General features: G+C 42.5%; 12 protein-coding genes. 5 read left to right on the top strand and 7 right to left on the bottom strand.

Annotation, left to right across the window (positions count from 1 at the left end; all coding sequences use genetic code 11):
* Nucleotide 1: 1 nt before the first annotated feature.
* The 7 genes from FD12_RS03935 to FD12_RS03905 all read right to left on the bottom strand — a co-directional run bounded on the left by FD12_RS03935 (nt 2) and on the right by FD12_RS03905 (nt 8,444).
* Nucleotides 2-1,066 (bottom strand): ABC transporter permease, encoded by a 1,065-nt coding sequence (locus tag FD12_RS03935; protein WP_054746950.1) that lies wholly within the window; start codon nt 1,064-1,066, stop codon nt 2-4.
* Nucleotides 1,066-1,596 carry a TetR/AcrR family transcriptional regulator gene (locus FD12_RS03930; RefSeq protein WP_054746948.1) on the bottom strand — a complete coding sequence of 177 codons (531 nt, stop codon included), beginning with the start codon at nt 1,594-1,596 and terminating at the stop codon, nt 1,066-1,068. The genes FD12_RS03935 and FD12_RS03930 overlap by 1 nt, the downstream gene beginning before the upstream one ends.
* 229 nt (nt 1,597-1,825) lie before the next feature.
* Nucleotides 1,826-2,881, bottom strand: a complete 1,056-nt coding sequence (locus tag FD12_RS03925; RefSeq protein ID WP_054746946.1) for a hypothetical protein — start codon at nt 2,879-2,881, stop codon at nt 1,826-1,828.
* 141 nt (nt 2,882-3,022) lie between these two features.
* Nucleotides 3,023-4,123 (bottom strand): hypothetical protein, encoded by a 1,101-nt coding sequence (locus FD12_RS03920; RefSeq protein ID WP_056981788.1) that lies wholly within the window; start codon nt 4,121-4,123, stop codon nt 3,023-3,025.
* A gap of 215 nt (nt 4,124-4,338) precedes the next feature.
* Nucleotides 4,339-6,906 (bottom strand): FtsX-like permease family protein, encoded by a 2,568-nt coding sequence (locus FD12_RS03915; RefSeq protein ID WP_056981786.1) that lies wholly within the window; start codon nt 6,904-6,906, stop codon nt 4,339-4,341.
* A 15-nt stretch (nt 6,907-6,921) separates the two neighbouring features.
* Nucleotides 6,922-7,407, bottom strand: coding sequence for a glutathione peroxidase (locus tag FD12_RS03910; RefSeq protein ID WP_056981784.1), 486 nt, complete (start codon nt 7,405-7,407; stop codon nt 6,922-6,924).
* A 188-nt stretch (nt 7,408-7,595) separates the two neighbouring features.
* Entirely contained in the window at nt 7,596-8,444 is an 849-nt protein-coding gene (locus FD12_RS03905) for a MurR/RpiR family transcriptional regulator (RefSeq protein WP_056981782.1), read from the bottom strand.
* A 178-nt stretch (nt 8,445-8,622) separates the two neighbouring features.
* Between FD12_RS03905 and FD12_RS03900 the strand changes: the two genes are divergently transcribed.
* From FD12_RS03900 to FD12_RS03880, 5 genes are all read left to right on the top strand, one after another.
* Complete coding sequence (locus FD12_RS03900; protein ID WP_054746942.1) at nt 8,623-9,096, top strand: PTS sugar transporter subunit IIA; 474 nt, start codon at nt 8,623-8,625, stop codon at nt 9,094-9,096.
* On the top strand, nt 9,083-10,405 hold the full coding sequence (locus tag FD12_RS03895) for a PTS transporter subunit IIC (protein ID WP_056981780.1): 1,323 nt from the start codon (nt 9,083-9,085) through the stop codon (nt 10,403-10,405). Before FD12_RS03900 ends, FD12_RS03895 begins: the two co-directional genes overlap by 14 nt.
* A 154-nt stretch (nt 10,406-10,559) precedes the next feature.
* Nucleotides 10,560-10,844, top strand: coding sequence for a PTS sugar transporter subunit IIB (locus FD12_RS03890; protein WP_054746938.1), 285 nt, complete (start codon nt 10,560-10,562; stop codon nt 10,842-10,844).
* A gap of 21 nt (nt 10,845-10,865) precedes the next feature.
* Complete coding sequence (gene ulaG / locus FD12_RS03885) at nt 10,866-11,939, top strand: L-ascorbate 6-phosphate lactonase (RefSeq protein ID WP_056981778.1); 1,074 nt, start codon at nt 10,866-10,868, stop codon at nt 11,937-11,939.
* A 24-nt stretch (nt 11,940-11,963) separates the two neighbouring features.
* Nucleotides 11,964-12,584 (top strand): orotidine 5'-phosphate decarboxylase / HUMPS family protein, encoded by a 621-nt coding sequence (locus FD12_RS03880; protein WP_054746933.1) that lies wholly within the window; start codon nt 11,964-11,966, stop codon nt 12,582-12,584.
* Nucleotides 12,585-12,882: the final 298 nt, after the last annotated feature.

The raw sequence follows: 12,882 nt of genomic DNA, 5'->3' as shown, positions 1-12,882 counted from the left end.
GTTATCCTCCAATCACTTTAACGGGATCAACGGTGGCAATCTTCTGGGCGGGGATGGCCGATCCAATGAAGCCCATAATCAGCAGGCCAATCGAGATCCAAGTTAAGACGGGTAAATTAAACGACATTGGTACTCCAATTGGAATCACGCTGGCAGTTGCGGCGGTTAAGACCGCTCCGATCACTAACCCGGCGACCATGAGAATCAGCGATTGGCTGGTAATGGTCGACACAAGCGTTCTGGCAGGAATCCCCTGCGCCCGCAGAACCGCGTAAATCGGCAAGGCCTGCATCGTCAAAATATACAGGAACACCGCGATGATGATAAGTGAAATAATCATCAAGAAGCCGATCATGAATCCAAAGGTGGTATTTTCAGCAGAATAGCCCGGTAGTTTCGAAATAAAGTACGAAATTGAATAGGTCTTCAAGTGGCCATCTTTGGCATGATACTTGGCATTCTTAGACACAATTGCACTCCCAACAACCGGCACACCTTCCATTGCCCGTAAATGTTTCCAGCTTGGGATCGTTCCATAAATAACCGGGGCAACGTTTAATTTGGCATTTTTAGTGAACCCGACAATTTGATATTGATCATTAAACGAGTTTAACGTGACCTTATCACCTAACTTGTAGCCATCGTCCTTGAACTTTTGATCAACGACGACTTCATGATTACCACGAGCCTTGCGACCAGCTGAAATTTTTAAATCATTAATAATAAATTGGCTTTTCTTGGCACCAATGAATGATGCAGAAACTTTCTCTTTACCTTTGTGTTTAGCAACCACCGGCGTCGAGCCAATCACTGCTTCTTTAGAAGACAGTTTAGCGTCCTTTGCCTGATCAGTGGTAATGACTGATTGGGTAAGGCTGACATTCGAATCTTTGTTTAACACAATACTTTTCGCATGCCAAGAATCAACTGCCTGACTGTTCTCACCGGCAAGGCCAAACGCCAACCCCGTCAAAATGAAAATCAAGTAGGCAATTAAGACAATCATTGAAATGATTAACCCATATCTGAGCTTTTCGTGCCGAATTTCTTTTAGTGCAAGATACATTAGATGTTCCCCTTTCCTGCTAATAAGTTCAGTGCGTCTCTAAATCGGCTGAGAACCATTTCTCTGCGATCGGGATTGATCAAAATTTGCTTAATGGCTTCGTGGCTTAAAATCATGGCCGCCCATTCCCGACTGCTGAGTCGATCTGCCTGCGAGTCATCATTGTTGCCGACCAGTGACTCATTTCGGGTGAGGTGCATTTCGATCAACTGGCGGTAATGACTGCTCATGACACCATCCACAAATGAGCTGACCTGTTGCACGTAAACTTCGGGATTAAATGTTTGGGTAGCGACCTCTTGATCGATCCGTGTATGGATATCCTTCATCGCCACTCCATAAATATATCGATAGGCATCGGTGAGATCATCAAAATACTTGTAAAACGCTCCCCGGGCAATTCTGGCTCCCTTCACGATCGGGGCGACTTGGGCCTCGGCTAGCGGGTGAGTGCTAAATTCTGTTAACAATGCTTCTTGAATTTTGGTCCGTTTTTCGGGGTTGAGATTTAAAAATGTTGTTGTTACCATGAGTTTCTCCTTCTAATGACATCGCGTCACTTTTTCTAAAGTATACATGGTGACTGACACCGTGTCAACCCTTTAGAACAAAAAAGAGGTTGACCCGCAAAACGCCAGGTTTAGGGCAACCTCTCTTAGTTTATTTGATTATTCTCGACATCGAAAATCACTCAGCCGCAACTGATACTTCGCTTGAAACAGCTTCTCCAAACAACCAAACATTTGAAATTAGTTCAAGTTAATACGCAGTTGTCGAACGAAGTAATTCAGGATTTCGGTTACTCAACAAAAATGCGTGACCGCCATCGAAAATCATACTTTCAAATTCTCGGTGAGACCGGAACTTGGTATACTTGATGTCACTTGGTCGTAAACTGCCGCGGCCATTCAATTTCCTTGCCGGCAAGGTTTGGATTGAATCATCTGAGACCAAGTACAGCCGACCGTTGTGTGGGTTATAACCCATTGACTGTTCGTGAGTTCCCGTCCGGTGTCTCAACATCTGCTTAGCCAAGGTAACATGAATCGATTTAGAACCCAGTTTAGCTTTATAAATCTTAACCATTCCACCTGAAATGCCCCACCAATAGGCATAACCCGAGTTATCAAATGTCAAATCATGGCCGGCAGGAACGTTGGCTCCACCATTACTCATGTGGAACTTGATTGCCCGATTAGGCTTCAATGATGACATGCTGATCCGTTGAATCGTTGACCAGGTCGTTGGCTTCATATCAGCCCGATCACGCCACATCCAAATTGCGTGCTGCTTCTTGTTGTATGCTAGTGATTGACCATGACCGACGTTGAACATTGGCCCCACTTTCATCCCCGGCGTGCTCTTAATGAGCGATCCTTGAACTTTTGAAAGGCTCCAATTGTTCAGGGTACTCTTGTTATATCGGACAACGAATCCCTTACCATGAAATTGGTGTGGCGCATACAGCACAAATAAATACTTACCTGCGAATGCTGCCGCCTGTGGGTTGGTCAAATCACGACTCGACTTTCCCAATGCCATGTGAGTGTTCGGCAATAGATACTTGGTCTTCAAAGTCCATTTAGTCCCACTGACACTTTTAATTGTATCGACGCCGGTTGGATTTTTAGACCAGCCGTAGTTCGGATTGGCTTTGACAAACTTAACCTTGCTGTTATTCACAACCCGCAAGCCAGAATAACGACTGATAGCATTGCTATGCTGGACATATGTAGCCGCATTGGCCGTGGTACCAGCAACTGCAGCCAAAGATAGGCTGGCAGCTACCCCCAATAATAGATTTCTAAATTTCATAATACCCCTCCAGATATATTTTTTAGAATAACTAAATTGTACTATTATTATCAGAAAATACTATAGCTTGCTGCTAATTTTTTTAAAGTCATTTTGGGCCATCAGGATAACATGGAAGCTCTTATAGCAGCCGTTCACGACCTAATACGACCGATCCGCTTGTAATACCTCTGGACAATGGTTAACCAGTAAATTTCCACGTGAACTGCCATCATAGGCGATTCCTTCAAATTCCCGTTTCGGGCCGAATTGGGTCCATTCAAAACTGTGGTTGGTCAAATGCCCATGACCCCGTAATCCCTTGGCTGGGAAACTGGCAATTGAAGCATCTGACAACATCAGCAGGCGCTTGCGGACTGGGTTATACCCCATACTTTGGATTCGGGTTCCGGGCAGGTGTTTCAGCACTTGGTGCGTCAATCGGAACTTAACCGAGCGCTTGTGAATCTTACCTTTGAAGATGTAAGCGCCCCAACCTGGAAATGACCAAAAATAGGCATTTCCAGAACGATCAAACGTTAGGTCATGACCACCAGGAACATGGGTCCCGTGACTGTGTAGTGAAAACCGAATTGAGTGATCGGGACGTAATGTTTTCGTCTTAATGTGCTGGATATAACCCCAATTGCTGACAGGCACTCTTGGGGCCTTTTCCTTGTCACGCCACATATAAAGACCCTTGTTCTTCCAGTTATATGCCAACGATTGACCGTGACCAGTTGTGAAAATTGGCCCCACTTTGATGGCCTTTTGAACGCGTTTTTGAGTTGTCGAATACTTATTGTGATGCTTCACGTAGGCATCCCGCAACTCCTTTGGATGTAATCGAACCCCTATTTCGTCCAACATTTGCGTATTAAATCGAACAATCCGACCCTTGTTGCGCAAATGAGTTGGGCAATAAACGATATACATATACTTTTTCCCAGTCATGGCAATAGACTGAGGGTTACCCCAGTGCTGGCCGTTTTTTCCAGGTGACGGCAAAATATATCGAGTGGTAAATGTCACTTTCTTACCCCGCTCCGACTTGATTTTATGCACTTTGGAAGTATGGGCAACGTGGTAATACTTATGGGGAACTTTAACGTAATGAACTTTTTTATTGTTCAATGTGCGTAAACGGCCTCGATACAGCCCTGATGACCGCTGATAATAAACCTTGTATTTGGCGTGAGCAACAATCGGCGCCCCCAGCGCCATCGCCAATACAAAGCAAAGAAATGTTTTAAGGAACTTCATGGAACAATACCCCCTCAGGTATGAAAATATTAAGATTTTATAAAATAAGTCAATAGTTATATGTTATGACAATACTAAACCGTTGTAAACAGCAAAATGACGCCAACTCTCAAAGATGAGTCGGCGTCAAGCCTTAATGCTTATTAGATTATAAAGCAGGGGGTATCTTGAAACATGATTTGTCGTTCAAACTTGGTCAAACCACTCCGCTCACGCTATTCCTGCGCAGCCAGCGAATCCATCATATCGATGTTTTTTAACTTGTAATGGGTAATGACTCCCACGATCAAGCTGAACACAATCGTCAAGATGGCCGACCAAATATAACTGGGATAATGAATGGTCAGTGGGAAGAGGATTGCCCCGGTTTGTGCCTTAATCATAATGAAATGATGCAGCACAATTCCAATGAACCAGCCAAAAATGATGCCCAAAATTGTCAAAATAACATTTTCTCTCGCAACGTAGGCCGTGACTTCGTTGTCATAAAATCCCAACACTTTAACCGTTGATAGTTCCCGCATTCGTTCGGAAATATTAACGTTGGTCAAATTATAAAGAACCACTAATCCTAGGGCACCCGATAATGCAATGAAGATTAGAACAACTGAACTCAGCCCACCGGTCGTCAGCGAACCGCCGGCATACCTCGGATAGCTGACATTTAACACGCCAGCTTGTTTGAACAAGCGCTGATTCGTATCATGGCGGGCAGTTGCATTGCCATCTTTAATTTTAATCAGTCGGGAAGTTGGCTGGTAGTTGGCATTGGCCGCCTGTTCATAATACTTTGGCGTCAGATAAAGGTAATGACCGGCGTAGTTTTTGGTTATCCCACTTACTTTTACTTTCACCAATTTATTACCAACCTTGACTGACAAGTGACTGCCCTTTTTGGCATTCATATCAGTTGCCAATTTTTCGGTAATGATCACACCGTCATTTGTGAGGTGCTCTTTGCGATTCGTATGGGGGTTTGTCAATGTCACGTACTTGTCAAAATTAGTGTTGGACTTCGGCGAAATCATCGTCACCGTCGCATTCCGCTTGGTTCCCTTGGTTGGCGAGACCGTCACAGATTTAACGAGGGCTTGCTTTTGGGCACTAATATTCTTGTCGTGGATCCGTTTATTGGCAGCCGACAAGGTCACAATCCCTTGATAATGCTGAACTTGGCTAAATTGATCTGGCAGTAAATCGTTCACTGAATTACGAATGCCAAATCCCGCCAGCATTAACCCAGTACACCCGGCAATTCCAACGATTGTCATGATCATGCGGCCCTTGTACCTGAACAAATTCCGGTAGCTGACTTTTTGATTAAAGCTCAAGCGTCGCCAAAGGGGCTTAATCCGCTCCAGCAAAATGCGCTTTCCAGCCTTGGGTGCCCGTTCGCGCATCAGATCCATTGGCTTTTCTCGCAGGTTGATGATGAGCACAACGGCTGCGCTGCCGAGCGTGGCAATCAGTCCGGCAACGAGGGCTTCGACTAAATAGCCCCACGGAATAACCCCAACATAGTGGGTCAGATTGTTATTACTCAGCATGCTGAAAATAAACTTTGGCAACGTCAGCATTCCCGCTACCCCGCCGATTAACGAGCCTAAAATGCCCGCGAGAAGTGAATAGATCACATACTTCATCGAAATGACACCCTTTGTATAGCCAAGAGCGCGCATCAGCCCAATCTCCCGCCGATTTTTTTCAATCATTCTAGAAATTGTTGTAAAGGTAATTAGCACGGCAATGAACAGGAAAAAGCCTGGGAAAATAACCGCAATCGCCGCGATACTCTTCGATTCGTCAAAGTAATCCTGATAACCAACGTTGGTCGTCCGATCACCATACATATAGACTGCAGTAGGCGTCTTAAGAAGCTTTGTCTTGGCAGAAACGAGCTGTTGCCGACCCGCTTTCAGCTTGTTAGCAGCCGTCTTCATTTGAGTTGTTTGATAAGCTGCCGGCACTTGCGATAACTGGCTGGTTTGTTTGTCGAGTTGGTTAAGCTTTGAATTGATTGTTGCTAGTTGAGGTTGAACGATCTCTTTTTGACGTTGTTCAGGACGCTGTTTGAGTCGCTTTTCCAATTGGGCTTGGTCACTTTGTACCCGCTCATTATACTTGTCAGTTCCTGCAGCTAAGCCGGCGGTATTGTTAAATTTGACAGCGATTGAGCCATAAGTACTTTGATTAAATGCCTGCTTCGGCAAGTAAGCGAAATAGTCAATCTCCCCACTACCTAGATTTGTCGTTCCCCGATCGGTCGAACTCACAAATAATGGCGAATTAACGAAGCCGACAATTTTGTACGTTTGCTGGCGAAGTCCTGCTGTTTTTGGGACACGATAGGCTTGCCCAAGTTTGTAACCACGCTGTTTGGCCTTTGAATCCAATACAATTTGGTCACGGGATCGTGGCAAATGGCCCGACACCAGCTTGAGTCGATTCAGCTTGGTCGATTGAGAAAATGACGACACTGAAACGACCTCATCTTGAGATTTCTTGGTCACAACCATGTGATTGGCTTCCGCCGTTGCAACATGCGGCGCATTTTTGATGAGTCGTAAGTCTTTCCCAGTGAGGCCAAGGGTTGAGGTGACAGTCAAATCTCCCAGGTTATGTTGATTGAAATATCGAGCCGCCGAATTGTCCAAGTCAGGGCCAGTTGCCCGGATACCGACGTATAGCAAAGATCCCAACAAAATAATCAGGACAATCGAAATAAACTTGCCCCAAGAATAGGTAATCTCTCGCAAAGTCGCTTTAAAATAGGTCGTATTCATTTAATCCATCACCTGCTATTTCAAAATTTCTTTTTTGTTCAAGGCAGAATAGATTTCTTCCTCCATTGCATCAGGCTTGGTAATCGGCGCAAATCGGTGAATCAACTGACCGTCTTTGCCAATTAAAAATTTGGTGTAGTTCCACTTGATGCGGCCGTGACCAGACTGTTGTTTCAGGTAGGCAAAGAGCGGATCTTCGCCTTCACCATTGACAACCACGCGTTTGGTCATTGGGAAAGTCACGCCGTAATGGAGCCGACAGTAATCGTCAGCTTCTTCGTCGGTCGCCAATTCTTGATGAAATTGATTTGATGGCAGGCCAAGAACGACGAAGCCTTGATCCTTATATTTCTTGTATAGCGATTCCAACCCTTCAAGTTGTGGGGCCAAGCCACATTTACTTGCCGTATTGACGATCAGCACGACTTTATCTTTGAACTGCTTGAGGTCAATCGGCGTACCGTTCATTTCTTGTTCAGAAAAATCATAAATTGAAGTCATTGGGGTCACCTGTCTTATTTTTAGTTTATATATTGAGTGTAGCTTATGTGAAGGGAAAACGGAACCGGGGTATGTAGAAAAAAGCCGTGACTTGGAGCAACCATTCATCACAGCTTCAGTCCAAATATCGGTAGTAATCCAAATTCATGATTACTGGTTTAAAATTAAGCCTCCATTCTCAGATGTACTTAATTATTCTCCGGATGTTTCTTTAAGATTGTCTTTCGCATATTTGCCAATACTTTATCGGCTTTTTTGCCAAAATATTGCGCTGTAAGCATATATAGACAATCATTGATCGCTAATTGTGACGTGAGTGATAATAAGGCTTCAGATCTGAACTTAGAGTCCTCGGAAATTGAGAAGAATTTTACATCTCCATAGCTTGCCAGGGGTGATTCTGGAAAGCTTGTGATCACAATCATTGGGACATGGTTGTTTTTTAATGACTCAGCCAACAGCAAAGTATCACTGTCGTTACCAGTATGAGAAATCACAACCGCACAATCGTTTTTATCCATCCTGGTGGATTGCATTAGCGCCATATGATATTCCGAGTCATGTAACACATTCAATGGGACTCGCAAAAATTTGTGATAAGCATCCAGCGCTACGATATTTGAACCCCCAAGGCCAAAGAACTCAATGTTTTTAGCATGAACTAGTAAATCACGGGCATTTTCCAAATCCTTTCCCTGCATCAAATTAAATGTACCATTGAGGGTTTCTATATTCGATTCCAACGTCTTCTTCGCAACTACCTTTGGGGCATCCTCCGCCTCAACTTCTTGCACGCTCGACGTAGCTGCTAAATCATTTACCATCGACCACTTGAACTGTGAAAAGCTTGAATAACCAAGTTGTTGTGGGAACCGAGACACCGTTGCAATCGACACGTCACTTTGATTTGCAAGTTCAGAAACCGTAATCGCTGATAACTTCGATCCATTCTCAATGATATAATCAGCAAGTTTTTTACTTTGTTTTCCCAGTTGAGGATATAAGTGTTTAATCCTTTTTGAAATATCTAAATCCATTGATTTTATAACTCCCTTGTTCTTAAGTCCTTTATATTGCATCATACCACAATAAAAAATGATCCTTCCAAGTATTTATAGTTGAAATGAAAACGGTTTCGGATATAATAATCATTGTAAACATCGATCATTAATTTTATAGATATTATGACATGTTTTTACATTGGAGGTGATAAATATGTCTGACACTTTAGAGATAACACCGCAAGAAATACAGCTCAATGCAACTGCAAGCAATTGGGAAGATGCAATCAAAGTAGCTTCTAAACCCTTAGTTGATAGTAACCGCATAACCGATGCTTACGTGAACAACATGATTGAATCAGTCAAAAAGCTTGGTCCCTATATCGTCATAGCTCCAGGGTTAGCATTAGGCCACGCAAGGCCTTCAGAAGCTGTCAAAGAAACATCGTTTGCGATAACAACGTTCCAGAATGGCATTAAATTTGGAAATAAAGACAACGATCCAGTTGACCTTGTTGTCATTCTGGCCTCGACGAGTGATACCGCTCACCTGTCACTGCTTCAAAAAATTGTTACATTTCTAAATGACAGCAAAAACTTGGATACTTTACGAGGGGCAACAACCCATGCAGACGCTGTTCTAATTGCGAATAAGATTAACGGGGGCAATCAGCATGAAAGTTCTTAATTTTTTTGTTTTCCAGATTTTAAGCAATGAAACTATTTTCCTTGGATTGGTTGCTCTCCTTGGTTTGCTGCTCCAAAGAAAGTCGTTTCCAAAAGTTATTGATGGCACTGTTAAGACTGTTATTGGTCTCACAATTCTTGCGTCAGGTGCCGGAATCCTAATCAATTCCCTATCACCCGTTGTAACAAAGTTAAATGAGACGCTTCACGTTCGGGGTGTTTTACCAACGAACGATGCGGTGTTTGGGGTTGTCTTAAGATTTAATACCATTGCAAAAGATACTGTTATCACTTTTCTTTTAGCCTTTTTTCTGCACTTATTACTCGTTCGATTGACACCTGGTAAGAATTTTAAAAATGCTTACTTAACAGCACATTTAATGCTTTACCACGCTGCCTTCATGAATGTCACCTTGCCAGTTGTTCTTCATACTGGAAGTTTCTGGACAGTGACTGTCGGGACAATTTTAAATGCACTTTACTACACCTATTCACCAGCGATCCCTCGAGTGATATCTCGTCCGTGGATGCATGACGTTTCGACACTCGGCTTTATGGATCAAGTTGGATCGATACTAGCCCACTTTATCGGAAAATGGTTCGGTAGCAGTGATCCTAATCAGGATGCCGATAATATGAAGCTTCCAAAGTGGGCATCCATGTTCCGAGACAATACAATTGTATTATTTTTCTTGATGCCTATAATATTCGTTGGCATCGGGATTGCAGTTGGTAAAACCGGCATTGAATCACTTGCAGGGACTGGTGCAGGAGCCGTTAATTGGATTCTGTGGCTCATTCTCCAAGGATTTACTTTCACCGCAGGTATCGTTGTCCTACTTGCTGGTGTTCGGATGTTTATTGGCTCAATTGTTCCAGCATTTAAAGGAATTTCAGATAAATTCTTGCCGGGTGCAATTCCAGCTTTAGATGCCCCAACAATCTTTCCGTATTCACCGATGGGAGGTATGTTCGGCTTCTTAGGATCAACTGTCGGCTGTATTCTGGTTACTTTCTTGACAATCGTATTTCACTCCCCAGTTATTGTTTTCCCTAGTCCAATTATTATGTATTTTGATGGTAATGTCATGGGTGTATTTGGTAACAAGGCAGGTGGATGGCGCGGCGCAATCGCTGCTGGGTTAATCACCGGTATCATTTCATCTGCAGCCGTAATCCTATTCTATCCATTAACTGGAGCCGTTTACGGAAGTGGGCTCACATGGTCGAACATTGATTACGCAATCGTTTGGATGCCTTTAATGTATCTATTAAAGTTCTTACGAACATTAATCCTTGCATTTATTTAATGAAAATTACTTTTAGGACAGCTCCTCCAAGCGATAATCTGCATGTGAGCACCTTCTGTGGGAATCACCCAATCCGAAATTTTCACAGAAGGAGACTTATATTCCGATTATTCCCGCTTGGATCCGCTCACTTACTTTTATGGAGGAAATTATTATGAAAATTGTAGCAGTATGTGGCTTAGGCGTTGGTTCAAGCGTTATTGCTAAGATGAACATTGAGAGTATTTTATCAGAAGAAAAACGCGATGACATTGATGTTGATACTGTAGATTTGGGAAGTATTACAAGCGCTCCTGCTGATATTTATGTTACGACTAGAGAACTATTTGAAGGATTTCCGGATGAAGATCGAGACAAAACCATTGTATTGACAAACTTTGTGGATAAAAACGATATCAAAGCACATCTTGATCCAAAATTAGAAGAACTCGACAAATAAACATCTGGGAAGGTTTTAACAATGGGAGCAAAAAATGTTAACGAAGTAACTGAACAAACATGGAAAGATGAAGTTTTCCCTGAATGGGGAACTTGGTTAAACGAAGAGATAGATCGGACCACAGTTCCAAGTCATAAATTTATGATGTGGTGGCTTGTTAACATGGGGGTCTGGATCAAATCAGATCAACAAACAAATCTTGCAATTGATTTATGGTGTGGAACTGGAAAGACAACTCATGATAAGCCGGATATGTCACCTCGGCATCAATGGTCTAGACTCACGGGTGGACGGAAAATCCAACCAAATCTCAGAAATCAGCCGATGGTCATTAATCCGTTTGCAATTCATCACTTGGATGCATTGTTAGTCACCCATTTCCATCACGATCATATTGACATGAACGTCGCCGCAGCCGTACTACAAAATACTCCTGATACCGTTCCATTTATTGGGCCAAAATATGTCGTACAGCAGTGGCTCGACTGGGGAGTTCCAAAAGACCGTTGTCACGTTGTGAAGCCTGGAGATGTGATCAAAATAAAGGACATTGAAATTGAAGCAACAGATAGTTTTGATCGATCAGTATTAATTACAGATCCAGATTCTAAAGAGCTACCAGCTGACTCAACTGTTCCCGACATGGATGATCGGGCAGTCAACTTTGTCATCAAAACAGATGCTGGTACCATCTATGACGCCGCTGACTCCCATTATTCTGCTTATTTTGCAAAACACGGTAAAGACTTTAATATCGATGTTGCACTCGTTGCATATGGAGAAAATCCGATTGGTGTCCAGGATAAAATGACTTCGGTTGACGTGCTACGAGCCGCAGAAAGTTTGAACACAAAAGTTGTTATTCCCCTCCACTGGGATGTTTGGAGTAATATGCTTGGAGATCCTAATGAGATCGAAGCGCTATGGAAATTGCGCCGAGAGCGTTTTAACTATCAATTTTACCCATTTCTCTGGCTTCCTGGAGGACGATTCACCTTTCCAGATGACCGAACGAAGTTACAATACTATCATGACAGAGGATTTGAGGATCGCTACACCCATCCAATTAACCTCCCGTACAAGTCATTCCTGTAGTAACTGGGACGAAGGTGAACTATCATGAAAATTCAAGTTGCCATAGACAGAAAATCTTTAGATGATACCAAGAGATTCATATCGTTATTTGACGGGCTCGCAAATATCATTGAGTTTGGAACTTCTCTTATTAAAGATTTTGGATTTAATGATATTCAGCCAATCGTTCGACAGATTAGTTCCAGTCAGATTCTATATGACACTAAGACTGTTGATGAAGGGCAGTATGAATTTAAGTCCGGGTTTCAATTTGGTGCTGACTATTTAACAGTAATGGGGTCTGCTTCTCCAAAAACAATTCAGCTTTGTTCGAATGAAACCTCATTACATCAAAGAATGGTAATTGACTTAACCGATGTATCTGAATCACAAATCGCAAAAATTGATCAATTCAATTCTGCAATCTACTTGTTACACCATAACAACGATCTCGGCGTTCCCATTGATGCAACTGCAATGGTATCGACATTTGTCCAAAATCATCCAAAAGTTAAACACATTGCAATAGCAGGTGGGATTGATTTGGAAGCTGCTGCAAACTTAAAGAAACAAGGAATTGTTGAAACGATTATCGTTGGTGGCTCGATCACCAACGATCCTGATCCAGAAGAAAAATTGAAACAATTCTTAAATATTGTTAAGTAACTATTTAAATCTAATTTAAGTGAAAACGGCAATGTATCCTCTAGTCTTGGATGCATTGCCGTTTTTGCTTAAATTCTGGGATCAGCTATTTATCGCAAGCTTGGTCGATATAAGAATGATCAATTAAGTTGTATTTATAGACGGTTTGCTGACTAATGTCTTAGCCACTTCGTATCTGGAATATCACTTGATTATATATAGTTGGTTATCTTTTTTTAATTATTATATTAAACATCTAGATATTAATTGGTTGGTATGAGTATTGCGTCGTTGATTAGGATGGTTAATGTGATGAATC

Origin of the sequence: Lentilactobacillus rapi DSM 19907 = JCM 15042 (assembly GCF_001436255.1) — a bacterium.
GTDB classification, from domain to species: Bacteria; Bacillota; Bacilli; order Lactobacillales; family Lactobacillaceae; genus Lentilactobacillus; species Lentilactobacillus rapi.
This window is presented reverse-complemented; position numbering and strand designations above follow the sequence as displayed.

Excerpts from the sequence above, each read along its gene's own strand:
- FD12_RS03880 (WP_054746933.1), top strand. The coding sequence starts at position 11,964 with ATGAAAATTCAAGTTGCCATAGACAGAAAATCTTTAGATGATACCAAG.
- FD12_RS03920 (WP_056981788.1), bottom strand. The coding sequence starts at position 4,123 with ATGAAGTTCCTTAAAACATTTCTTTGCTTTGTATTGGCGATGGCGCTG.
- FD12_RS03890 (WP_054746938.1), top strand. The coding sequence starts at position 10,560 with ATGAAAATTGTAGCAGTATGTGGCTTAGGCGTTGGTTCAAGCGTTATT.
- FD12_RS03910 (WP_056981784.1), bottom strand. The coding sequence starts at position 7,407 with ATGACTTCAATTTATGATTTTTCTGAACAAGAAATGAACGGTACGCCG.
- FD12_RS03905 (WP_056981782.1), bottom strand. The coding sequence starts at position 8,444 with ATGGATTTAGATATTTCAAAAAGGATTAAACACTTATATCCTCAACTG.
- FD12_RS03930 (WP_054746948.1), bottom strand. The coding sequence starts at position 1,596 with ATGGTAACAACAACATTTTTAAATCTCAACCCCGAAAAACGGACCAAA.
- FD12_RS03915 (WP_056981786.1), bottom strand. The coding sequence starts at position 6,906 with ATGAATACGACCTATTTTAAAGCGACTTTGCGAGAGATTACCTATTCT.
- FD12_RS03925 (WP_054746946.1), bottom strand. The coding sequence starts at position 2,881 with ATGAAATTTAGAAATCTATTATTGGGGGTAGCTGCCAGCCTATCTTTG.
- FD12_RS03935 (WP_054746950.1), bottom strand. The coding sequence starts at position 1,066 with ATGTATCTTGCACTAAAAGAAATTCGGCACGAAAAGCTCAGATATGGG.
- FD12_RS03895 (WP_056981780.1), top strand. The coding sequence starts at position 9,083 with ATGAAAGTTCTTAATTTTTTTGTTTTCCAGATTTTAAGCAATGAAACT.
- FD12_RS03900 (WP_054746942.1), top strand. The coding sequence starts at position 8,623 with ATGTCTGACACTTTAGAGATAACACCGCAAGAAATACAGCTCAATGCA.
- ulaG (WP_056981778.1), top strand. The coding sequence starts at position 10,866 with ATGGGAGCAAAAAATGTTAACGAAGTAACTGAACAAACATGGAAAGAT.